The sequence below is a fragment of the Dactylosporangium sp. NPDC049140 genome, from assembly GCF_040648435.1.
In genome coordinates this window covers 84,948-107,326 of sequence record NZ_JBEZDS010000019.1, presented here as the reverse complement: position 1 = coordinate 107,326, position 22,379 = coordinate 84,948, and the positions used below count along the sequence as shown (strand labels likewise).

Here is a 22,379-nt window from a genome sequence, read left to right as displayed (position 1 = left end):
AGTCTGGTCAGCGTGTCCACCCTGCGCGACCTGGTCGAAGAGCACACCAACCTCGAACCCGACGACATCGAGCATCTGCACCGCCTGGCCGGCGACTGGCAGATCGTCTCCGACCTCAGCTTCGCCGACCTGCTGATGTGGGTGCCGATCGAGGTCCGCGGCGAGTACATCTGCGTGGCCCAGGTGCGCCCGACGACCGCCGGCACGGCCTACCAGGACGACCAGGTGGGCCGGATCGCCGGCGGCCCCGAGGTCGCGCACCTGGCGATCGTGCGCCAGCAAGGGCGCATCTGGCGGGAGGGCGACCCGGTCTGGTACGGCGACATGCCCGCCCGGCACGAGGCGATCCCGGTCCGGCGCCGCGGCCATGACAAGGTCATCGCCGTGCTCGGCCGCGACACGAACCTGAGCACCGCGCGCACCCCGGCGCAGCTCGAGCTCAACTACCTGACCACCGCCGACGACCTGGCCCAGATGATCGCCGACGGCAGCTGGCCGCCGCCGCGGCACCCGGGCGAGACGACGAGCGCGCCGCGCATCGGCGACGGGCTGGTCCGCCTCGACGCCACCGGGAAGGTGACCTACGCCAGCCCGAACGCGCAGTCCGCGTACCGGCGGCTGGGGCTCGCCGCCCACCTGGTCGGCGAGAGCCTCGCCGAGACGACCGGCCGGCTCGTCGACGACCCCCTGGAGGGGGCCGACGCGACCGACCGCATCCAGCAGGCCCTGCAGGGGGAGGCCCCGGCGCGCAAGGAGCTCGAGGCCCGGGGCGCGACCGTGCTCATGCGGGCGCTGCCGCTGATGCCGGCCGGCGTGCCGATCGGGGCGCTCGTGCTGGTGCGCGACATCACCGAGGTACGGCGGCGCGACCGGCAGCTGATGACCAAGGACGCGACCATCCGCGAGATCCACCACCGGGTCAAGAACAACCTGCAGACCGTCGCCGCGCTGCTGCGGCTGCAGGCCCGGCGGGTGGGCGTGCCGGCGGCCCGGCACGCGCTGGAGGAGTCGGTACGCCGGGTGGCCTCCATCGCCCTGGTGCACGAGACGCTCTCGATGTCCTCGGAGGTCTCCGACGAGGCGGTGGAGTTCGACGGCATCGTCGACCGGGTCGCCGCGGCCGCGGTCGAGGTCGGCGCGACCGGGTTCAGCGTCGCCGTGCGGCGCCAGGGCGACTTCGGGGTGCTGCCGGCCGAGATCGCCACGCCGCTGGTGATGGTCCTCAACGAGCTGCTGCAGAACGCCGTCGAGCACGCCTTCGAGCCCGTCGCGCCGGAGGCGCCCGAGGTGGTCGTGTCGGTGCACCGCTTCCGCAAGCAGCTGCACGTGACCGTCGCCGACAACGGGTGCGGGCTGCCCGAGGGCTTCGACCTCGACGCGAGCGAGCGGCTGGGCCTGCAGATCGTGCGCACCCTCGCCACCGGGGAGCTGCGCGGCACGATCGAGCTGCGCGGGCGGGCGGAGGGCGGCACCGAGGCCGTGATGGTGGTACCGCTGGCCAAGCGCTGAACCAACCGAACTGTGGGACGCCGGGGGAGCCGGGGCAGGTCCAGGCGTGATCCTGCCCCCCAATTCCTATCGGCTGAGTGTTATTCCGGTTACATGCTCGTCAAATCGGGTTGAGAGAACCCTCACGTGGACGTGGCGTAAGGACCGCTCTCCGTGGAAGACTGCTGCTTATGCACGCTGCTTCTCTGCGGCTCGTCAGCCGCCGACACGTTGACTACGGTCGCGTGCGCAGCGCCATCTGTCCGGCTTGCTGAACGCCGCCCGCCGAGATTCTTCCCGGGTGCGCGACTCGCGCCGGAACTCCTATGACATTGACGTCATTCGTTCCCTGGTGATCCGGGAACGACCGGCGAGTGGTCGCGTGCTCTCAACCTTGAGAGGACGCCGACATGTCGGTGAACACTGTCCGCGGACGTGGTGCGGCCGGTGGTCGTCCCCGCGGTGAGGGGCAGTGGGCCCTGGGGCACCGCGAGCCGCTCAACCCGAACGAGCGCAGCAAGAAGGACGACAACCCGCTCAACGTGCGGGCCCGCATCGAGAACATCTACGCGCACGGGGGCTTCGACTCGATCGACCCCGCGGACCTGCGCGGACGGTTCCGGTGGTACGGGCTCTACACCCAGCGCCGCCCCGGCATCGACGGCGGGCGCACCGCCGTGCTGGAGCCGGAGGAGCTCGACGACCGCTACTTCATGCTGCGCATCCGCAGCGACGGCGGGCAGCTCTCGCTCGAGCAGCTGCGGGTCATCGCCTCGATCGCCCAGCGCTTCGCCCGCGACACCGCCGACGTCACCGACCGGCAGAACATCCAGCTGCACTGGATCGAGATCGAGAACGTCCCGACGATCTGGCGCGAGCTCGAGGCGGTCGGCCTGTCGACCACCGAGGCCTGCGGCGACACGCCCCGCGTGATCCTCGGCAGCCCCATCGCCGGGGTGGCCGAGACCGAGGTGCTCGACCCGACCGAGGCGATCACCGAGATCAACCAGCGCTACGTCGGCGACCCGGAGCTGTCGAACCTGCCCCGCAAGTTCAAGACCTCCATCTCGTGGCTGGCCGACACGCCGTACGAGGCCAACGACGTCTCGTTCGTCGGCGTCATCCACCCTGAGCACGGCCCCGGCTTCGACCTGTGGGTCGGCGGCGGCCTGTCGACCAACCCGATGCTGGCCCAGCGCCTGGGCGTCTGGGTGCCGCTGCACGAGGTGCCCGACGTGTGGCTCGGCGTCCTGAAGGTCTTCCGCGACTACGGGTACCGCCGGCTGCGCAGCCGCGCCCGGCTGAAGTTCCTGGTCGCGGACTGGGGCGTGGACCAGTTCCGGCAGATCCTGGAGAACGAGTACCTCGGCCGCCGCCTCGTCGACGGCCCGGCGCCCGAGCTGCCGGAGAAGCCGGTCGACCACGTCGGCGTGCACAAGCAGTGGGACGGCAAGTACTACGTCGGCGCCGCCCCCATCGCCGGGCGCAGCTCCGGCACCCAGCTCGCCGCGGTGGCCGACCTGGCCGAGCGGCACGGCTCGGGACGGGTGCGTCTCACGCCGTACCAGAAGATCCTGATCCTCGACGTCGAGCAGGACCAGACCGAGCCGCTCGTGCGGGGCCTGGCCGCGGCGGGGCTCGAGGCCCGCCCGTCCAACTGGCGGCGCAGCACGATGGCGTGCACCGGCATCGAGTTCTGCAAGCTCGCGATCGTGGAGACCAAGGCGCGGGCGGCGGAGCTCATCGAGTACCTCGAGAAGCGGGTCGCCGACCTCGACGCCGACATCTCGATCCACCTCAACGGCTGCCCGAACGCCTGCGCCCGCACCCAGGTCGCCGACATCGGCCTGAAGGGCATGCTCGTGCGCGACGAGCACGGCGACATGGTCGAGGGCTTCCAGGTCCACCTGGGCGGCGGGCTGGGCATGGCCGAGGGGCAGACCGCCGGCTTCGGCCGGAAGCTGCGCGGCCTGAAGACCACCGCCGCCGACCTGCCCGCGTACGTCGAGCGGGTCGCCAACCACTACCTGGCCGGGCGCGAGTCCGGCGAGTCCTTCGCGCGCTGGGTGATGCGTGCTCCCGAGGAGGAGCTGCGATGAGCGAGCAAAGCGAGCGAATCATGTTGCAGCGCTTTTTTGAGTCTCGTGTCGCCGGGGAGCGAAGCGAGTCGGCGACATGAGCGAGCGAATGGCGCCGCTGCACTGCCCGTACTGCGGCGAGGAGGACCTCCGACCACACGAGGACACGCACGGCGCATGGGAATGCCGCAGTTGCGCCCGCGTCTTCTCGCTGAAATTCCTGGGACTGGCGGCGAACGCTTTGGAGGCGAAGCGATGAGCAGCACGACCGTTGCCCGAACTGCGCAAGAGTCCATCGAGCTGGCCGGCGCCGCATCGGCGCGGCTGGAGGGCCAGACGGCCGAGAAGATCGTCGAGTGGGCGGCCGGCCAGTTCGGCGAGCGTTTCTGTGTGACCAGCTCGTTCGCCGACGCGGTGCTCGCCCACGTGGTGTCGCGGGTGGTGCCCGGCGTGCCGGTCATCTTCCTCGACACCGGCCTGCACTTCGCCGAGACGCTGCGGGTGCGCGAGATCGTCCAGCGCACCCTGCCGGTGACCGTCCGCTCGATCCGTCCCCGCCAGACCGTCGCCGAGCAGGACGCCGAGTTCGGGCCGCGGCTCTACGCCCGCGACCCCGACGAGTGCTGCTTCCTGCGCAAGGTCGAGCCGCTGGAGCGGGCCCTGGAGGACTACGACGCGTGGGCCGCGGGCCTGCGCCGCGACGAGTCGCCGAGCCGCGCCAACACGCCGATCGTGAGCTTCGAGCGGGCCCGCGGCAAGTTCAAGGTGTCCCCGCTGGCGCTGTGGACGCAGGCGGACGTGGACGCGTACATCTCCCGCTACAACGTGCCGGTGAACGCGCTCATGCGGCAGGGGTACGCCTCGGTGGGCTGCTGGCCGTGCACGCGGCGCACGCCTCCCGGTGGCGACCCGCGCAGCGGCCGCTGGGCGGCCTTCGACAAGACCGAGTGCGGGCTGCACACCTCGGGATGACGGCCGTACTCCTCGTGGCCCACGGGTCCTCGGACCCGCGGGCGGCCGCGGCCACCCGCGCCCTGACGCGGGCGGTCGCGGCGCAGCGGCCCGGCCTGGACGTGCGCTGCGCGTTCCTCGACCATGCCGGCCCGCGCCCGGGCGAGCAGCTGGCGGCGTTCGCGGCGTTGGGGCACCGGGCCGCCACCGTCGTGCCGCTGTTGCTGACCAATGCCTTCCACGGCCGTTTCGACCTGCCGGCGGTGCTGCGGCGGGCCCGGGCCGAGGGGCTGGACCTCGACGTGAGCACGACCGAGGTGCTCGGCGCGGGCGCGCCCCCGCTGCTGCTCTCGGCGCTGCGCCGGCTGCTGCCCCCGGTCGCGTACGACGGGGTCGTGCTCGCCGCCGCCGGCACCCGCGACGACCTGGCCCGCCACTCCGTCGACGTGGCGGCGGCGGCCCTGGGGGCGTCGCTGGGCGTGCCGTGCGCCGCCGCCTACGCCTCGGCCTCCCCGGTCACCGGCGCCGCGGCCGTGGCCGCCCTGCGGGCCCGCGGGTGCGAGCGGATCGCGGTGTCGTCGTACTTCCTGGCCCCCGGCAAGCTGCACGACCTCGTGGTCGGCTCGGCGCTGGCGGCCGGCGCGCTGGCGCCGGTCGCGGCGCCGCTGTGCGCGAATCTCGACGTCGCCCGCCTGGTCGTGGCCCGGATCGGGGCGTTCGGACTCACCCGGGCGGCCTGATCCACCGGCACGTGGCGCGTGACGGTTACCGTTGACGGATGATGACATGTCCCAAGTGCCGCGGCGAGATGCGCCAGTTCGAACGCAGCGGCGTGACCGTCGACCAGTGCCTGGAGTGCCGCGGGATCTTCCTGGACCGCGGCGAGCTCGAGCGGCTGGTCGACGCCGAGCAGGCCTGGCAGGGCCGCCAGCAGCAACCTCCGCACCAGCAACCGGCATACGGATATCAGCAACCGTACCCTCAGGCCCATGGCGGCTACGGGCATTACGGCCATCACAAGAAGCACCGGCGCCATCACCGTGAGAGTTTCTTCGGAGAGCTTTTCGACTAGATGCAACAACGCCCCGGCCGAAAACGGCCGGGGCGATTGTCGTCTAGGTTCGTGTGTATGAAAGGCTCAGGCAGAGTGAGCGCGGACCCGGAGGCCGCCGCGACGCTTCATCAGGCGACGCTCGTCTTCGCTCATTCCGCCCCAGACACCGGCGTCCTGACCCGAGTCGAGGGCCCACTGGAGGCACTCGGAGGTCACGGAGCAGCGCTGGCAGACCGCCTTCGCCTGCTCAACCTGCAGCACGGCGGGGCCGGAAGTCCCAATCGGGAAGAACAGCTCCGGGTCCTCGTCGCGGCAGAGGGCATGGTGGCGCCAGTCCGACATGGCGGCAACACTCCTTGTTTTTTTTCGCGGATCGTTGTTGGTGATTCCCGTTATGCATCTCATGCGACGTCTCGGCTAGGCGGAGCCTGGAGATCCGTTACATGTTTGCGGGCAACGCTCAGTGGTCGTTTCGCTTGTGAATGCTTTCACGAACTACCGCGATGTCAAGGGGTCCAAACCAAAAAAATCCAAGTCGGTGAGCAAGCTCACGCACTGTTTGTCCGATTTTATGGCAACTGGTGACCCTGCATCGCAACGGTCAGTGACCAATGTAGTACGGTTCGGTCAACGACCGGAGAGCTTTTGGAGATGCGGCCGCGGTGTCTCTCTCGCGACTCTCTGCAACTTTCTCCCCCTTCGGTGGTCGACCGCCGGGGTGACTCAACACACTACGCGTAACGCCCCGGGCACGGACGCGAAATCCAACTTGTCGACCTCGCCGAGGTACTCCCCGTCGACCTGATAGGCGATGGGCTTGGCGGACGTCAGCGTGAACCCCGGCAGATCATGCAGTCGCAGGACCTGCTTTCCCTTCGGCACGCGGCGGCTGGACAGCAGTTGTGCCACGGTGCGCGTGCTGGCGGCGATCTGGAGCTCCCGAAGGCCGAGCACATCCAGGCCCGTGTCGAACGAGGCGCGCGGATTCGGGTTGACGATCCGCTCGCCGATGTACGTCCACGGTGCCGTGTTCTGTACCAACATCCACGTTAGCCCGCTCGTGGCCGGTTCGCCCGGTAACTGCATGGTGAGCAGCGGCACGCGCCGATTGGTGGCGGCGTACTGGGCCACGAAGGCACGGAAGTACAGCAGCGGCGTGGAGGTCGAGCCCTTGTGCCGGGCCTGGTCGACGCGGCGGACGACCTCGGCGTCGATGCCCAGCCCGGCGCAGAAGGTGAAGTAGCGGTCGTCGGCCCGGCCGAGGCCGATCAGCCGCTCGCGCCGGTCCCGCAGCGCCTCGAGGATCGCGCCCGTGCCCTCGGCCCAGTCGCTGGGCAGCCCGAGCGCCCGGGCGAACACGTTCGTCGAGCCGCCGGGGACGACCGCGAGCGCCGGCCGCTCCTGCGCGCGGTGCGCGGCGGGCCCGGCGTCGAAGGTCATCAGGCCGTTGACGGCCTCGTTCACGGTACCGTCGCCGCCCAATGTCACGACGAGATCCAGTCCGTCGCGGGCCGCGTCGCGGGCCAGGTCGGCGGCGTGGCCCCGGCGGCGCGTGTAGGCGACGTCGAGGTCGACCTGGCTGCGCAGGGCCCGCACGAGGATGTCCCGCCCGCGTTCGGTGGTGGTCGTCGCGTTGGGGTTGACCACCAGAAGCGCGCGCATGGGGCGCACTGTACCCCGTCCCCAGCACGATAAGGTTGGGCCTGTGAGGATGTCGTGAGCAGGAGGGACGTGCCGGTGAGCGGGGCGCAGACAGTTCCCGAACGGACGCCGCCGACCCTGCGGTGGGCCGTCCGCCTGCTCCTCGTGGAGGGCGCCGGGCTCGCCGCGGTGACGCTCTGGCTGGTGTACCTCGACCTGACGTCCGAAGCCGCCTCGGTGCCGGGTGCCGTCTCGGTGACCGTCTACCTGGCCCTCATGACCGTGTGTTTCCTGGCCGTCGGCTTCGCGCTGCACCGCCGGCGGCGCTGGGCCCGCGGACCCGGGATCGTGGTCTCGATGCTGCAGATGCCGATCGGGCTGACGATGTTGCAGACCGGGCAGCCGTACATCGGAGGCCCCCTCTTCGTCCTCGGGCTGACCGGCGCCGTGCTGCTGTTCGCGCCCGCGACGCGCATCGCGCTCGGTGTTCGTTAGATCGGCCGCTGTACCGCCGGCTGTCGTTCTCCGTGTGCGTCCGTTCGCTCCGCGTACAGAAAATTCGTGTCGCACTGGTAGTCCGTCATCTCACGGTGACCGATCCTTAAACGGTTTCGGTGCTTTACGCTCGGTTGTCGTGACGGTCGCTCCCGCCTACCAGGTCCTCGCCGAGCGTCTCCGCGACGACATCATCTCCGGCCAGCTGCGCCCCGGTGAGCGCCTGCCCACCGAGCCGCAGCTGTGCGAGCAGTCCGGCCTGAGCCGCTCGACGGTGCGCGAGGCCCTGCGCCTGCTGAGCAGCCAGCACCTGATCGTCACGATGCGCGGGGTCAACGGCGGCAGCTTCGTCGCCGAGCCCGACGCGCACGCCCTGGGCGAGTCCCTCGCCGACGGCGTCGGACTGCTGCTGGCCAGCGGCGCGGTGACCGGCGACGACTTCCTGGAGGTACGCCGGATGCTCGAGGTGCCGGCCGCGGGTCTGGCCGCCGCCCGGCGCGAGCCTTGCCACCTGGCCGACCTCGAGGACGCGATGTTCGACCCGGACCGCGACGATGTGGGCCGGCTCATCGAGGCGCACGCGGCGTTCCACCTGGCGGTCGCGGCGGCCACCGGCAACTCGCTGCTCGGGCTCGTGGTGCGCCCGCTCTACAGCCTGGCCAACCGCGAGGCGGTCGAGCGGGTCTCCCCGCCGCCGTTCTGGCGCGCGGTCGACCGTGACCACCGGGACCTGCTGGCCGCGATCCGGGCCCAGGACGTGGCCCGGGCGATGGAGCTGGCCCGGGCACACATCGACAACATCAGGCCGGCCGAGGTGGCCGTCGTCGTCTGAGCCCGGGGCCGCTCAGGTGTGCGACGGGCGGCGCTTGGTCAGCCGGATGCCGGCCTGGTGCGCGTCCACGCTCGCGGAGACCTCGTCGGCGAGGGCGCTGAGCACCTGCCAGGCGAACGACTCGTTGCCCGGCAGCTTCTCGTCCGGCGAACCCAGGGGGACGGTCGTGTACACCGTCAGGGCGTCGTTCGTGACGGTGAACCGGCAGGACAGCTCCACGGTGTCGCCCAGCTGGGGGGTGTCGGCGGCGACGGCGAGCAGCATCGCGCACGCCTCGTCGACCGCGATGCGCAGGTCTTCGATCTCGTCCAGGGTGAACTGCAGGCGCGCGGCCAGGCCGGCGGTCGCCGTGCGCAGCACGCCGAGGTAGGCGGGCGACGCCGGCACGGCCAGCAGCACCACGTCGTCGCCGTCGGCGCCGGACCTCTTCGAAACGACCTGAGTCAACGAAATCGAACCCCCTTGCCCGCGACTCTACGACGTCGGCGCACCCGATGACGCGGCGAGTGCTGCCAGCGGCGCGCCGCTGAGGCGGTACGGCACCCATTCGCTCTTCGGTTCGGCGTCCAGGTGGTCGTAGAACTCGCGCGCCGGGTTCCAGTCCAGGACGCCCCACTCCAGGCGGCGGTACCCGTGCGCCACGCACACCGCGGCGAGCGTGGCGAGCAGGGCCTTGCCGGTGCCGGTGCCCCGCGCGTCCGGGCGCACGTAGAGGTCCTCGAGGTAGATGCCGTGCACGCCCTCCCAGGTGGAGTACGTGAGGAACCACAGGGCCAGGCCCACGGGCCGCCCGCCGGCCTCGGCGACGTGGCAGAACACCGCGGGGGAGGGGCCGAAGAGCGCCGCGTGCAACTGGGCCTCCGTGAGGTGGCACTGGTCGCGGGCGCGCTCGAAGTCGGCGAGCTCGTAGACCATCTCCACGAGCGCGGGGACGTCGTGCGGCTCGGCAGGGCGGATCATGTACAACTCCCAGGTCAAAAAACGACCCCCATCCCGCGGCTGCGGGATGGGGGTTCTTCAGCTCTGTTACGCCTGCTTGGTTTCCCAGAAGATCTTCGCGATCTCGTCGATCTTCGCGAGAAGCTGCTCGGCGACGGCCGGGTCGGCCGAACCCTTTGCGCCCGAGGCCCCGGCGAGCTTGGTGGCCTCGTTGAAAAGGCCGTGCAGCTGCGGGTACTTCTCGAAGTGCGGCGGCTTGAAGTAGTCGGTCCACAACACCCAGAGGTGGTGCTTGACGAGCTCGCTGCGCTGCTCCTTGATCAGGAGGGCGCGGGTGCGGAACTCCGGATTGTCGTTCGCCTGGTATTTCTCACTGATTGCCTTGACGGACTCGGCCTCGATTCGGGCCTGCGCCGGGTCGTAGACCCCACACGGCAGGTCGCAGTGGGCGCTCACCACGGTGCGCGGGGTGAAAAGCCGCGACAGTCGCATCGAACCCTCCAGGGTGATTTGCGATGATCCTCAGTGCTGACCCTACTCCTATCCAAGTTCGGGGATTTCATGCGCCTGCCGTGGTTTGCGGCACTCGTGTCGGGCCCGTCCATGGTGCCGACGCTGCGCTCCGGAGACCGGATTCTGGTGCGGCGCACGGCATCGGCGCGCCCGGGCGACGTGGTGGTCGCCGAGTTCCGCGACCGGCCCGGGCTGCTCGTGGTCAAGCGCGTGGAACGGGCCGACGCCGACGGGTGGTGGGTGGTTGGTGACAATCCCTTCGGCAGCGATGATTCCGCGCAGTACGGCCGCGCCGACATCGTCGGCCGTGTGACATTTCGCTGGTGGCCACAACCGGTGCGCCTCCGCCGCGTCCCACGCTAAGGTGAGGCGGATACGGGCGACCCCCGGCCGCAGTCGCACATTCTTTCGCGCTTTCACCCGCGCCGCGCGTCCTTCCTGTATCGCAAGCCGTGGCAAAGGAGCCCCCGTGCTTACATCCGTGTCCGACTCCGTCTCCGACTCCGTTTCCGATCCCGTCTTCGCGCTGCACACCGGCGGAAAGCTCGCGGTGCGGTCGACGGTCCCGCTGTCCACTCGCGAGGACCTTTCCCTGGCGTACACGCCCGGCGTGGCCCGCGTCTGCGAGGCGATCGCCGCGGACGAGTCGCTCGTCCACCAGCTCACCTGGGTCGGCAAGGCCGTCGCCGTCGTGACCGACGGCTCCGCGGTGCTCGGCCTGGGCAACATCGGCCCGCGCGCGGCGATGCCGGTGATGGAGGGCAAGGCCGTGCTGTTCAAGCAGTTCGGCGACGTGGACGCGGTGCCGATCTGCCTCGACACCCAGGACCCGGACGAGATCGTGCGGATCGTGACCGCGCTGGCGCCGTCCTTCGGCGGGATCAACCTCGAGGACATCTCGGCGCCGCGCTGCTTCGACATCGAGCGGCGCCTCGAGGAGTCGCTGCCCATCCCGGTCTTCCACGACGACCAGCACGGCACCGCGATCGTGGTGCTGGCCGCCCTGCGCAACGCCTGCAAGGTGCTCGGGCGCGGCCTCGGCGACCTGCGCATCGTGGTCAGCGGCGCGGGCGCGGCCGGCATCGCGGTGACCCGCATGCTGATCAGCGGCGGCGCGGACGCGGGCGAGGTCATCGTCCTGGACTCGCGCGGCTGCCTGCACCCCGGGCGCACCGACCTCAACCCGGCCAAGGCGGCGCTCGCCGCGCAGACCAACGCCGGCGGCGTGACCGGCGACATCGCCTCCGCGCTGCGCGGCGCCGACGTGCTCATCGGCGTCTCCGGCGGCACGATCGGCGAGGCGGCGCTCGCGGGCATGTCGCCGGACGGTGCGATCTTCGCGCTGGCCAACCCGACGCCCGAGGTGCACCCGGAGATCGCGGCGCGGTACGCCAGCGTCGTGGCCACCGGCCGCAGCGACTTCCCGAACCAGATCAACAACGTGCTGGCCTTCCCCGGCATCTTCCGCGGCGCACTGGAGTCCGGCGCGACCCGCATCACCGACGGCATGAAGGTCGCCGCGGCCGAGGCGATCGCGGCCGTGCTCGGCGCCGGCGAGCTCGCGCCCGACGCGATCGTGCCGAGCGCCCTCGACCCGCGGGTGGCCCCGGCCGTGGCGGCCGCGGTCGCCGAGGCCGCCGTCCGCGACGGCGTCATCCGTTAACGAGGGTTAAGGTCACGGACATGCGTGCCGCATTCGCAACCGCGTTCAACGATGCCGACCCGCTCTCCGTGCTCGAGATCGGCGACGCCCCGGAGCCGGCGCCCAAGGACGGCTGGGCCGTGGTGGAGGTGCGCGCAAGTGCGCTCAACCACCACGACCTGTGGTCCCTGCGCGGCGTCGGCCTCCGCGAGGAGCAGCTGCCGATGACCCTCGGCTGCGACGCCGCGGGCATCGGCCCGGACGGGTCGGACGTCGTGGTGTACCCGGTGGTGTACACCGACAAGGGCGACTTCACGATCCTGTCCGAGTACTACCCGGGAACGGTGGCCGAGCGGGTCACCGTCCCGGCGTACAACCTGGTCCCCAAGCCCGCGGAGCTCACCTTCGCCGAGGCCGCGTGCCTGCCGACGGCCTGGCTCACGGCCTACCGCATGCTCACCACCAAGGGCCGCCTCGAACCCGACGGCGCGGTCCTCGTGCAGGGCGCCGGCGGCGGCGTGGCCACGGCCGCGGTGCTGATCGGCACGGCCCTCGGCGCCCGGGTGTACGCCACCAGCCGCGACGCCGCCAAGCGCGAGCGCATCGCGGCCCTGGGCGCGACGGCGGTGGAGCCGGGCGCCCGCCTGCCCGAGCGCGTCGACGTCGTGGTGGAGACGGTGGGCGAGGCCACCTTCGAACACTCGATGAAGTGCGCGAAGCCGGGCGGCCGGATCGTGGTGTCGGGGGCGACGAGCGGCCACCTGCCGCGCGTGAACCTGCGGCGCATGTTCGCGCTCCAGCTGGAGATCCTCGGCACCAGCATGGGAACGCCGGAGGAGCTGGCGGGGCTCATGGATCTGCTCGCGCGCACCGGCATACGCCCGGTGATCGACTCGGTGGTGCCGTTCTCGGAGGCGCGGAAGGCGTTCGAGCTGCTGCACTCCGGGGATGTGTTCGGCAAGGTTGTGCTGGACCACACGAGCTGAGGTTTTCGGCGGCCGCGACGCGGGTGTCGCGGCCGCTGGCTTTCGATATGTCGGGCGCTTCGCGCCACGACATATCGGATTTTTCGCCTGACGGGGTTTATGTCGGCTTACCTGGACTTTGGGGCTGTCCGACGACGCTCGGCCGATGGTGGCGGGAGCTTGCGCTCCCGCAATGTGTAAGCGTGGTCCTGGTTCGTTGTTGCGTGCGGTTATTCCTCTTGGCCGTGGTTTGCCGGCGGGTTCGTGCGGGTCGTCATTCGGTGGTTCCGGATTTGTGCGCTATATGAAGTGGGGCGGCGGGTTTCTGGGGTGGTTGGGATAATTGTTTTGTGGTGGGGCAGATATCGTTGTTCAGTCGGGCTCAAGTGGCTGCTATGCGGGATCGGACTCGGGCGCGGAATTGGTCGCCTTCTCAAGATGCGTTTCGGCGGGAATGCAAGGAGCGTCGCTACTGGGGGCTGCAGCGTCGGTATGCGGAGAAGCTTCGGCGGGAATACGGCAGCGAGGCGGCTGGGTATGCGAGCTTCGCTCGGCGGGCGGCGGAGGCGAAGGCGAACTACGAGCAGCGGGCGGCCGCTGCCCTTGCGCCGGTTCCGCCGGCTGAAGACGTCGAACGTCCTAGCGCCCCGGTTGAGCAGGTCGAATGCCCTGATCGGCCGGCTGGGCAGCGCGAATGTCCCGTCCCGCCGGTTGAGGAGGTCGAGTGCCCTGACTCGCCGGTGCCGCTGGTTGAGGAGGTCGAGTGCGCTACCCCGCCGGTTGAGCAGCCCGAATGTCCCGTCCGGCCGGATGAGTCGTCCGTCGATACTGCCATTGTCGGCGATCCTCCTCCGCGACACCGCACGAATGGCGTCGAGTGGCCCGGCCCCACGCGATCGCGTCGGCCCGCCGGTGCGGCAATGTTCGGGACAAATGGCCGGGGTGCGTTCCGTCGAAAGTTGCCTTCTCGTGGGCCTCCGCATTGCTCGCGAAAAGCACTAAAGGTGCGAGTCCAGCTCCGCCGTCGGGGTGAATGATGAGCGCGCGGCCTGGTCGCCGTACAGTTCCAGGCGCAGGAATTGCAGCGTGCTCTTTGTGACCGTCTGGTACGCGGCCGCCGCGGGGCTCAGGTATGGGTCGTCGTGGTTGCCGCCCGGGATGGTCAGCATGGCCTTGGCCCACGGGACCTGGTCGTAGGTTGCCTTGCCGCTTTCGTACGTCACCAGCGGGTCCGCGTCGCCGTGGATGAAGAACAGGGCCGCCGGGGTGCCCTGGAAGTCCGTCCCTACGCCCAGGCCGCTGCCGGCCAGGATGACTCCGGCTCGCAGGCGGGTGTCCCGGGACTCGGTGAACAGGCCCACCGTCGTGATCGCGCCCGCGGAGTGGCCCGCGGCGGCCAGGCGGTCGGAGTCGATGCGCTTGCCCAGCTGGCCGGACAGGACCTGGCTCAGCACGTAGGTGGCGTCGGCGGGCTGGTTGAGCACGTCGTACACGTCGAAGCTGGCCGCGCCCCGGGAGGTGTTCGGGTAGGCGGGGGCGATCACCACGAAGCCGGCGGCCGCCCAGCTCTTCAGCAGCGGGGCGAATGACTCCGGGGTGCCGTTGAGGCCGTGGCTGAACAGGACCGCGGGGTAGCGGCCGGGGCGGTCCGGCGACCAGATGACGGTTCGCAGACTTCGGCCCTGGCGGGTGTACGTCACCTGCTGCGACGACACCGACAGGCCCGACGGTGGCAACGCCAGGGGCGGCGGCAGCTGTACCGCGGCCAGCCCGGGCCGGACCGTGGCCGCCGCCGACGGCGGGGCGCTGACGGAGCGAGCCGGTGCCGGGGCGGTCGTGCAACCGCCGAGCAGGACGGCCACGCCGAGAGCGGCGACAAGGGCACGCGAGCGCAGGGCAGCGGCGAACGGCCGCGTGCGCGCGGCGCAGGGGAGGGCCTTCATAGGGCGCGGCCCCCTTCGACCGCACCTGTTCGTGGCCAGAGCGCCCAGGCGCGGATTGTGAGGGGGCGTGGGTGGAGCGCAGCTCCCCCACCGCGAGCGAAGTGAGCCAGAGATACAGCACCCAACATGGCCCCAACGGTACGAGCGGCTCTGTCGAACGACCGCTTTCCCACCGGGCGAAATCCGGCTACCTTCCGCGGCATGACTGTCGTGTTCCGTGCGCTGACCGCCCTGTGCGCGGTGGCCGGGATCGTTGCGCTGCTGGTGTGGAACCACGGGGACTTCGGCGCGTTCGTCTACTTCACCGTGCAGAGCGCCGTGATCATCGCCGCGGTGTCCGCGGTGGCGTTGTTCCGGGCCCTGCCCGCGTGGGTCCGGGGCGCGGCCACGCTCTACAGCTGTATCACCGGGATCGTGTACCACACGCTGCTGGCCAACCCGTCGAGCCCGTTCTACCAGGAGGACTCCGGGGCGCACACGCTGCACAACCTGCTGCTGCACTCGGCCGTGCCGATCCTGGCCGCGGTCACGTGGCTCGTGCTGGAGCGGGAGCGGGTGCGCTGGTGGTACGCGGCGGTGTGGCTGGGCTACCCGCTGGCCTACCTCGTGTTCGCCCTGGTGCGCGGGGCGTTCGTGCACGAGTACCCGTACCCGTTCATCGACGTCAACAAGCTCGGCGGGGTCGGCGTCACCGAGACGTCGCTCGGCTTCACGGTCGCGTTCTTCCTGCTCGGCCTGGCGCTCATCGGGCTCGGCGTGCTGCTGCGCCGGCTGCTCACCCGCGGCGGGTCAGACGAGCACCCCCGGGTTGAGGATCCCGCGCGGGTCTAGCGTGCGCTTGGCCGCACGCAGCGCGTCGTGGAAGAGCGGGGAGCGCTCGCCGTCGTACCACGGGCGGTGGTCGCGGCCGACGGCGTGGTGGTGCGTGATCGTGCCGCCGTTGCTCGTGATCGCGTCGCTGACCGCGGCCTTGATCTCGTCCCAGATCGCGACCTCGGCGCCGCGGCGGCCCGGGGTGATGATCGTGAAGTACGGGGCCGGCCCGTCCGGGTACACATGCGTGAACCGGCACGTCACGACCGCGACGCGGGCCGGGGCCGCCCGCTGGGCCGCGGCGAGGACGTCCGCGTGCAGCGCCTCGAAGTGGCTCCAGGTGCAGGCGGTCTCGACGGTCTCCACGATGAGCCCGAGCCGCACCAGCGCGTCGCGGGTGTAGGGCGCCTTCAGGAAGGCGTCCCGGAACGAGCCGGAAGAGCGTTCGGTCTCGGTACCCCCATGATCCCGGCAGATCTCGAGCGCGCCCGGCAGCAGGACCGCGTCGGGGCCCTCGAAGCCCAGCATGAGGCGCGCCTGGCCGTCGGTCGCGCCCGCGTTGAGCATGGCCTCGACCGGGTCCAGCAGCCGGCAGTTCGCGGGGCGCAGCCCGGCCTGCACGATCTCCTTGACGGCCGCGACGCCGTGCGAGTACACCGGAAAGCCGACCGCCGCGGAGGACTTCAGGGTCGGTCGTCGCTGCACCCGCAGCCACGCTTCCACGATGACGCCCAGCGCGCCCTCGGAGCCGAGGAAGAGCCCGTTCGGGTCGGGCCCGGCGCCGGTGGCGGGCAGGCGGGGCGACTCGACCGGGCCCTGGGGGGTGACCACGCGCAGCGCCTCGACGAAGTCGTCGATGCGGGTCGGGCCGGTCGCGAAGTGCCCGCCGGAGCGGGTCGCGAGCCAGCCGCCGACCGTCGAGAACTCGAAGCTCTGCGGGAAGTGCCGCAGCGTCAGGTCGTGCGGGCGCAGCGCCTCCTCCAGCGCCGGGCCGAACACGCCGGCCTGCACCCGCACCGCCCGGTTGACCTCGTCGATCTCCGCGATCCGGTTGAGCCGGCTCAGGTCGAGCGACACCCACGGGCGCTCGCCGCGGTACTCCACCCCGCCGACGACGGACGAGCCGCCCCCGTAGGGCACGACCGCCGCGCCGGCCGCCTCGGCCCAGTCGAGCGCGGCGACGATGTCGTGCACCGTGCGCGGCAGGCACACGAGGTCGGGCGGGTTGGGCAGCTCGCCGTGCAGGGCGCGCACGACGTCGCGGAAGGCCTTGCCGTAGGCGTGCGCGGCCCGGCTCATCGAGTCGGCGAGGAACGCCTCCGCCATGATCGACGGCGGAATCAGCCGGGGCGGCGGCAGCAGCGGGTCGAACGGCAGCGGGATGACCGAGCCGTCGATCGGCAGCCACGGCCGCAGCGCGCGCTCCGCGAGCCGGCGGCAGGCGGCATCGTCGAGGGCCTCGTCGGCATGGCCCCAGCCCCACCAGGATCGCTCGCGATACCCCACCCGGGGGAGAGTGCCACAATCCGACACTGCGTGGCCACTGTCGGCAAGTCACACGTCGGTATTCTGTCGGCCATGCCCGATGAGCGTATTGACCCAAGTCAGAACACTCAGGCGTTTCAGGCGTGGGTGGACAACAGCAGCAGTCAGCCGGTCGAAGAACCCGCCAGGTCGAGGACCTTGCTCTGGGCCGGCGTCGGCGTGGCCGTCGTCGTGGCGGCCGCGCTCGTGCTGTTCGTCGCACTCGGCTGAGCGCTCGAGTCCGTGTGGATCCCCGAAGACTCGAAGTGCGTGTAGCCCGGTAGCGTCGCGTCGCTCGTCAGGCGCATCCGGGCCACGTCGTCGCCGTTGAGCGCGAAATCGAGGAAGTCCAGCAGCGTGGCCAGCACCTGCACGTGACCGCGCTCCGGGTCGTTGGTGCCGGCGCCGTGCTCGCCGCCCTCGATGGTCAGGAAGGCCTTGGGCCACGGGTCCTTGCCGTACGACTCCCGGCCCTGGCTGTAGGCGACGACCGGGTCCTTGTCCCCGTGGACGAACAGCATCGGCACCGGGGCACCCTTGTAGGCCGTGGTGGGCCGGCCGGCGAAGATCACGCCGACCTTGAGGCGCGGGTCGCGCTTGCCGGTGAAGAGCCAGTCCGTGGTGGTACCGCCGCCGGAGTGCCCGATCGCGCCGAGCCGGTCCGCGTCGATGTTGTCGGCGAGCGGGCCACCGGCCTTCATCAGCTGCGTGATCACGAACGAGGCGTCGAGGGCCTGGTTGGGCACGTCGGTCTTGTCGAACTTCGGCCCGTCCTTCTTGGTGAACGGGTACGCCGGGGCGGCGACGATGTACCCGGACTCGGCCAGGAACTTCGTCATGCCCTCCTGCATCTGCGGGTTGCTGTAGAAGCCGTGGCTCCACAGGATCAGCGGGAACTCGCCGGGCAGGGGCGTCGCGTCGACCTGCACGCGGCCGCGGGTCTGGCGGGCGGAGCCGCGCACCGGGTACCACACGGTCGTCGGCAGCGGCCGGTCCTTGCCGCGGGCGAAGGTCAGGTGCCGCACGCCGACCGCGTGCGGGGTGTTGGCGCTGGTGTCGACGGTGGCGGCACCGACCGGCGTGGTGAACGGGGTCCCGCTGTCGTCACTACCGGACGCGGCAAAGGCGCCGCCCAGGATCAGGAGGGCGGCGGTCAGCAGCGTGACGGTTGCAGTTCGGGTGCGACGCGGAGGCACGGGAGAAATGTAAGGGTCACTCGTGCTAAACCCATATCGCCCGACTGGGGACATTCGAATGTCTTGCCGGACTACACCAGGATGTCAGTGGATGACCCATTTGGACGACAACGCTGGGCTGCGACGCGATCGACCGGGAGAAATGCGTAAAAGGTCCGAATTGCCCGGCGGTTACGCGTCGTCCTCGTCGTCGAGCCGGGCCAGGTAGACGGCCAGCCGCTCGATCGGCGTCTCGAACTCCGGGTTGAGGTCGACGAAGTCGCGCAGCCGCTCGGCGAGCCACTCGATCGTGACCTCCTCCTCGCCGCGGCGCTGGGCCAGCTCCTCGATGCCGCGATCGGTGAAGTACACGGGAACCTCCAGACAAAGACGCAGGGGCACGGCGTCGCCGCCGTGCCCCTGGAAACGTACCGAACGCGCCTTACTGCTTCGGCAGCGCCGCCTCGATCAGCGCCTGCTGCTCGGCGTCGTGCAGCTTCGTCGAGCCCACCGCCGGCGCGGCCGCGGCCGGCCGGGAGATGCGGCGCAGGCCGACGCCCTGCAGCTGCTCGAGCAGGTTGAGCGCGATGAACGACCAGGCGCCCTGGTTCGCCGGCTCCTCCTGGACCCAGGCGAAGTCCTCGGCGTTGGGGTACTGCTCCAGCGCCGCCTTGAGCTCCTCGATCGGCATCGGGTAGAGCTGCTCGACGCGGATGATCGCGGTGTCGGTGATGCCGCGGTCGGCGCGCGCCTGGAGCAGGTCGTAGAAGACCTTGCCCGAGCAGAGCAGGACCCGCTTCACCGCGGCCGGGTCGAGCGCGGTGCCCTTCACGCCCGGGTCGGCCAGCACCGTCTGGAACGTGCCGGTGGTGAAGTCCTCGACGCCCGACACGCACAGCCGGTGCCGCAGCAGCGACTTGGGCGTGAAGACCACGAGCGGCTTCTTCTTCGGCGACAGCGCCTGGCGGCGCAGCAGGTGGAAGTGGTTCGCCGGGGTCGTCGGCACCGCCACGCGCATGTTGTCCTCGGCGCACAGCTGCAGGTACCGCTCCAGGCGCCCCGACGTGTGGTCCGGGCCCTGCCCCTCGTGCGAGTGCGGCAGCAGCAGCGTGACCGAGGCCAGCTGGCCCCACTTCACCTCGCCGGAGGAGATGAACTCGTCCACGATCGACTGGGCGCCGTTGACGAAGTCGCCGAACTGCGCCTCCCACATGACCAGCGCGTCGGGGTTCTCGACCGAGTAGCCGTACTCGAAGCCCATCGCCGCGAACTCCGACAGCAGCGAGTCGTAGATGAAGAGCTTCGCGTTGTCCTTGATCAGCGCCGACACGGGCATGTAGTCGGCGCCGGTCTCGGCGTCGACGATCCCGGCATGGCGCTGCACGAACGTGCCGCGCCGCGAGTCCTGGCCGGAGAGGCGCACCGTGACGCCGTCGTGCACGAGCGAGCCGAACGCGATGATCTCGCTGAAGCCCCAGTCGACGTCGCCCTCGGCGGCCATCTTCGCGCGGCGGTCGAGCAGTTGCTGGACGCGCTTGTGCGGGGTGAAGCCGTCGGGGAGCTTGACGTGGGCCTCGCCGATCGCCCGCAGCACCGACTCGTCGATCCTGGTCTCGACCACCGGCTCCGCCTCGGGTGCGCGCAGCCGGGTGAGCCGGGCGGCCGGGGTGGAGGAGGCGTCGCGGGTCGCCTTGAACACCGTCTCGAGCTGCTCGTGGTAGTCCTTGAGCAGGGCCTCGGCCTCGGTGATCGGGATGTCGCCGCGACCGATGAGCTCCTCGGTGTAGATCTTTCGCACCGAGCGCTTCTGGTCGATGATCGCGTACATCAGCGGGTTGGTCATCGACGGGTCGTCGCCCTCGTTGTGGCCGCGGCGGCGGTAGCAGACGAGGTCGATCACGACGTCCTTGTTGAACGCCTGGCGGTACTCGAACGCCAGCCGCGCCACCCGCACGACGGCCTCGGGGTCGTCGCCGTTGACGTGGAAGATCGGCGCCTGGATCATCCGGGCGACGTCGGTCGAGTACAGCGACGAGCGGGAGTACTCCGGCGCGGTGGTGAAGCCGACCTGGTTGTTGACCACGACGTGGACCGTGCCGCCGGTGCGGTACCCGCGCAGCTGCGACAGGTTCAGCGTCTCGGCGACCACACCCTGGCCCGCGAACGCCGCGTCGCCGTGGATGAGCAGCGGCAGCACGGTGTAGCCCTCGAGCTTGAGGTCGATCTTGTCCTGCTTGGCCCGCACGATGCCCTCGAGCACCGGGTTCACGGCCTCCAGGTGCGAGGGATTCGCCACGACCGAGACGGTGGTCGCGTTCTCGCCGTCCGGGTGCGTGTACTTGCCGGTCATGCCCAGGTGGTACTTCACGTCGCCCGAGCCGTGCGCCGACTTGAGGTCCAGGTGGCCCTCGAACTCGGAGAAGATCTTCTCGTACGGCTTGCCGACGATGTTGGCCAGCACGTTGAGCCGGCCGCGGTGGGCCATGCCGATGACGACCTCGTCGAGGCGGCCCTCGGCCGAGTTCTGCAGGATCTCGTCGAGCAGCGGGATCAGCGACTCGCCGCCCTCCAGCGAGAAGCGGCGCTGGCCGACGTACTTGGTCTGCAGGAAGGTCTCGAAGGCCTCGGCGGCGTTGAGCCGGTTGAGGATGTGCTTCTGCTCCTGCGTGCTGGGCTTCTCGTAGGGCTTCTCGACCCGCTCGGCGATCCAGCGCCGCTCCTCGGGGTCCATGATGTGCATGTACTCCACGCCGACCCGGCGGCAGTAGGAGTCGCGCAGCACGCCCAGGACGGCCCGCAGCTTCATCTTCTGCTTGCCGGAGAACCCGCCGACCGGGAAGACGCGGTCGAGGTCCCACAGGGTCAGGCCGTGCTCGAGCACGTCGAGGTCCGGGTGGCGGCGGATGCGGAATTCGAGCGGGTCGGTGTCGGCCATCAGGTGGCCGCGCACGCGGTAGGCGTGGATGAGCTCCACCACCCGGGCCGCCTTGTCGATCTGGCCCTCGGACGTGCGGGCCACGTCGCGCACCCAGCGCACCGGCTCATACGGGATGCGCAGCGCGGTGAAGATCTGGTCGTAGAACCCGTGTTCGCCCAGCAGCAGCTCGTGCATGACCTTCAGGAACTCGCCGGACTGGGCGCCCTGGATGATCCGGTGGTCGTACGTGCTGGTGAGCGTGATGATCTTGCTGATGCCGAGCTCGGCGAGGGTCTCGTCGGACATGCCGGCGTAGGGGGCCGGGTACTCCATCGCACCGACGCCGACGATCGTGCCCTGCCCGGTCATCAGCCGCGGCATCGAGTGCACGGTGCCGATGCCGCCCGGGTTGGTCAGCGAGACCGTGGTGCCGTTGTAGTCGTCCATCGTCAGCTCGTTGCGCCGGGCCCGGCGCACGATGTCCTCGTACGCGGACCAGAACTGGCGGAAGTCCATGTCCTCGGTGCCCTTGATGCTCGGCACCACCAACGCGCGCGACCCGTCCGGCTTGGCCAGGTCGATCGCGATGCCGAGGTTGACGTGCTCGGGCTGGACCAGGTTGGGCTTGCCCTCGACCTCGGCGAAGCTGTTGTTCATCTCCGGGTGCGCGGCCAGGGCGCGGACCAGCGCGTAGCCGATCAGGTGCGTGAACGACACCTTCCCGCCGCGGCCGCGGGCGAGGTGGTTGTTGATCACGATCCGGTTGTCGGACAGCAGCTTGGCCGGCACGGCGCGCACGCTCGTGGCGGTCGGCACCTCCAGCGAGGCGTCCATGTTCTGCACGATCCGGGCGGCCACGCCGCGCAGCGGGACGTGCTTGGCGCCGCCGGCCGGGGCGGGGGTGTCCCTGGTCGGCGCGGGCTTGGTCGCCGGGACCGCCTTCTTCTCGACCTTCTCGACCTTCTCGACCGGCTTGGCCGGCGCGGCGGGCCTGGCCGCCTTCGGCTCGGCCGGCTTCGCGGCGGCCGGCTCGGCCGGCTTCGCGGCGGCCTCGGCCGGGGCGGCGTCCGGCGCCGGCTTGTAGTCAGCGAAGAAGTCGTGCCACGCCGAGTCGACGCTGGCGGGGTCCGCGAGGTACCGCTGGTACATGTCCTCGACGATCCACTCGTTCGGGCCAAATCCCGCCAGCGGATTCTCCTGCGAGTTGGTCGCTTGGGTCGACACGGCTCTTGATCGCCTCTTCCAAACGCGAGTTGCTAGGGGTTACGGATGTCCGGGTATTCAGGCTACGCGCTGCCTAGCGCTCGTTCGTCGCCGACGCCGCCGGAGTGACCATGTAGACGAGCGGTCTGACATCTCACCCTTACAACTGTGGCCGCCCGAGGGCGGCCACAGTTGTCCAAGATCTT

21 protein-coding genes are annotated in these 22,379 nt (G+C 70.5%); 11 read left to right on the top strand and 10 right to left on the bottom strand.

Annotated elements, in window-relative coordinates; genetic code table 11:
• Positions 1-12: 12 nt before the first annotated feature.
• The 5 genes from AB0B76_RS28415 to AB0B76_RS28395 all read left to right on the top strand — a co-directional run bounded on the left by AB0B76_RS28415 (position 13) and on the right by AB0B76_RS28395 (position 5,589).
• Complete coding sequence (locus AB0B76_RS28415) at positions 13-1,509, top strand: histidine kinase N-terminal domain-containing protein (protein WP_360381249.1); 1,497 nt, start codon at positions 13-15, stop codon at positions 1,507-1,509.
• Positions 1,510-1,898: 389 nt separating this feature from the next.
• Positions 1,899-3,587, top strand: coding sequence for a nitrite/sulfite reductase (locus AB0B76_RS28410; RefSeq protein WP_360381247.1), 1,689 nt, complete (start codon positions 1,899-1,901; stop codon positions 3,585-3,587).
• A gap of 234 nt (positions 3,588-3,821) precedes the next feature.
• Entirely contained in the window at positions 3,822-4,538 is a 717-nt protein-coding gene (locus AB0B76_RS28405) for a phosphoadenylyl-sulfate reductase (protein ID WP_360381244.1), read from the top strand.
• Positions 4,535-5,257, top strand: coding sequence for a CbiX/SirB N-terminal domain-containing protein (locus AB0B76_RS28400; protein ID WP_360381242.1), 723 nt, complete (start codon positions 4,535-4,537; stop codon positions 5,255-5,257). Before AB0B76_RS28405 ends, AB0B76_RS28400 begins: the two co-directional genes overlap by 4 nt.
• 38 nt (positions 5,258-5,295) lie before the next feature.
• On the top strand, positions 5,296-5,589 hold the full coding sequence (locus AB0B76_RS28395) for a zf-TFIIB domain-containing protein (RefSeq protein WP_360381240.1): 294 nt from the start codon (positions 5,296-5,298) through the stop codon (positions 5,587-5,589).
• Positions 5,590-5,655: 66 nt separating this feature from the next.
• Here AB0B76_RS28395 and AB0B76_RS28390 read toward each other — a convergent pair whose 3' ends face one another.
• Positions 5,656-5,913 carry a WhiB family transcriptional regulator gene (locus tag AB0B76_RS28390; protein ID WP_360381238.1) on the bottom strand — a complete coding sequence of 86 codons (258 nt, stop codon included), beginning with the start codon at positions 5,911-5,913 and terminating at the stop codon, positions 5,656-5,658.
• Positions 5,914-6,294: 381 nt separating this feature from the next.
• On the bottom strand, positions 6,295-7,233 hold the full coding sequence (locus tag AB0B76_RS28385) for a diacylglycerol kinase family protein (RefSeq protein WP_360381235.1): 939 nt from the start codon (positions 7,231-7,233) through the stop codon (positions 6,295-6,297).
• A 54-nt stretch (positions 7,234-7,287) separates the two neighbouring features.
• Here AB0B76_RS28385 and AB0B76_RS28380 point away from each other — a divergent pair, with 54 nt between their 5' ends.
• Entirely contained in the window at positions 7,288-7,707 is a 420-nt protein-coding gene (locus AB0B76_RS28380; protein ID WP_360381232.1) for a hypothetical protein, read from the top strand.
• Between the two features lie 139 nt (positions 7,708-7,846).
• Complete coding sequence (locus tag AB0B76_RS28375) at positions 7,847-8,539, top strand: FCD domain-containing protein (protein WP_360381229.1); 693 nt, start codon at positions 7,847-7,849, stop codon at positions 8,537-8,539.
• A 12-nt stretch (positions 8,540-8,551) separates the two neighbouring features.
• On the opposite strand, the gene AB0B76_RS28370 is transcribed toward AB0B76_RS28375, so the two are convergent.
• From AB0B76_RS28370 to sodN, 3 genes are all read right to left on the bottom strand, one after another.
• Positions 8,552-8,986 (bottom strand): ATP-binding protein, encoded by a 435-nt coding sequence (locus tag AB0B76_RS28370; RefSeq protein ID WP_360381227.1) that lies wholly within the window; start codon positions 8,984-8,986, stop codon positions 8,552-8,554.
• 27 nt (positions 8,987-9,013) lie between these two features.
• Complete coding sequence (locus AB0B76_RS28365) at positions 9,014-9,499, bottom strand: GNAT family N-acetyltransferase (RefSeq protein WP_360381224.1); 486 nt, start codon at positions 9,497-9,499, stop codon at positions 9,014-9,016.
• A gap of 66 nt (positions 9,500-9,565) precedes the next feature.
• Positions 9,566-9,970 carry a superoxide dismutase, Ni gene (gene sodN, locus AB0B76_RS28360; protein ID WP_360381221.1) on the bottom strand — a complete coding sequence of 135 codons (405 nt, stop codon included), beginning with the start codon at positions 9,968-9,970 and terminating at the stop codon, positions 9,566-9,568.
• Between the two features lie 69 nt (positions 9,971-10,039).
• On the opposite strand from sodN, the gene AB0B76_RS28355 reads away from it, so the two are divergent.
• The 3 genes from AB0B76_RS28355 to AB0B76_RS28345 all read left to right on the top strand — a co-directional run bounded on the left by AB0B76_RS28355 (position 10,040) and on the right by AB0B76_RS28345 (position 12,619).
• Positions 10,040-10,354, top strand: coding sequence for a S26 family signal peptidase (locus tag AB0B76_RS28355; protein ID WP_360381386.1), 315 nt, complete (start codon positions 10,040-10,042; stop codon positions 10,352-10,354).
• Between the two features lie 106 nt (positions 10,355-10,460).
• Positions 10,461-11,654 carry an NADP-dependent malic enzyme gene (locus tag AB0B76_RS28350; protein ID WP_360381219.1) on the top strand — a complete coding sequence of 398 codons (1,194 nt, stop codon included), beginning with the start codon at positions 10,461-10,463 and terminating at the stop codon, positions 11,652-11,654.
• 20 nt (positions 11,655-11,674) lie between these two features.
• Positions 11,675-12,619, top strand: a complete 945-nt coding sequence (locus AB0B76_RS28345; RefSeq protein ID WP_360381216.1) for a zinc-binding dehydrogenase — start codon at positions 11,675-11,677, stop codon at positions 12,617-12,619.
• Between the two features lie 977 nt (positions 12,620-13,596).
• On the opposite strand, the gene AB0B76_RS28340 is transcribed toward AB0B76_RS28345, so the two are convergent.
• Entirely contained in the window at positions 13,597-14,541 is a 945-nt protein-coding gene (locus tag AB0B76_RS28340) for a chlorophyllase (protein WP_360381214.1), read from the bottom strand.
• Between the two features lie 201 nt (positions 14,542-14,742).
• On the opposite strand from AB0B76_RS28340, the gene AB0B76_RS28335 reads away from it, so the two are divergent.
• On the top strand, positions 14,743-15,372 hold the full coding sequence (locus AB0B76_RS28335) for a Pr6Pr family membrane protein (RefSeq protein WP_360381211.1): 630 nt from the start codon (positions 14,743-14,745) through the stop codon (positions 15,370-15,372).
• On the opposite strand, the gene AB0B76_RS28330 is transcribed toward AB0B76_RS28335, so the two are convergent.
• The 4 genes from AB0B76_RS28330 to AB0B76_RS28315 all read right to left on the bottom strand — a co-directional run bounded on the left by AB0B76_RS28330 (position 15,331) and on the right by AB0B76_RS28315 (position 22,194).
• Complete coding sequence (locus AB0B76_RS28330) at positions 15,331-16,860, bottom strand: FAD-binding oxidoreductase (RefSeq protein ID WP_360381208.1); 1,530 nt, start codon at positions 16,858-16,860, stop codon at positions 15,331-15,333. The genes AB0B76_RS28335 and AB0B76_RS28330 overlap by 42 nt on opposite strands.
• A 143-nt stretch (positions 16,861-17,003) precedes the next feature.
• Entirely contained in the window at positions 17,004-18,074 is a 1,071-nt protein-coding gene (locus tag AB0B76_RS28325) for a chlorophyllase (protein WP_360381206.1), read from the bottom strand.
• A gap of 171 nt (positions 18,075-18,245) precedes the next feature.
• Entirely contained in the window at positions 18,246-18,425 is a 180-nt protein-coding gene (locus AB0B76_RS28320) for a DUF6104 family protein (RefSeq protein ID WP_360381203.1), read from the bottom strand.
• Positions 18,426-18,495: 70 nt separating this feature from the next.
• The gene (locus tag AB0B76_RS28315; RefSeq protein ID WP_360381201.1) at positions 18,496-22,194 is read right to left on the bottom strand and encodes a multifunctional oxoglutarate decarboxylase/oxoglutarate dehydrogenase thiamine pyrophosphate-binding subunit/dihydrolipoyllysine-residue succinyltransferase subunit; all 3,699 of its coding nucleotides are present in this window, start codon (positions 22,192-22,194) and stop codon (positions 18,496-18,498) included.
• Between the last annotated feature and the right edge of the window lie 185 nt (positions 22,195-22,379).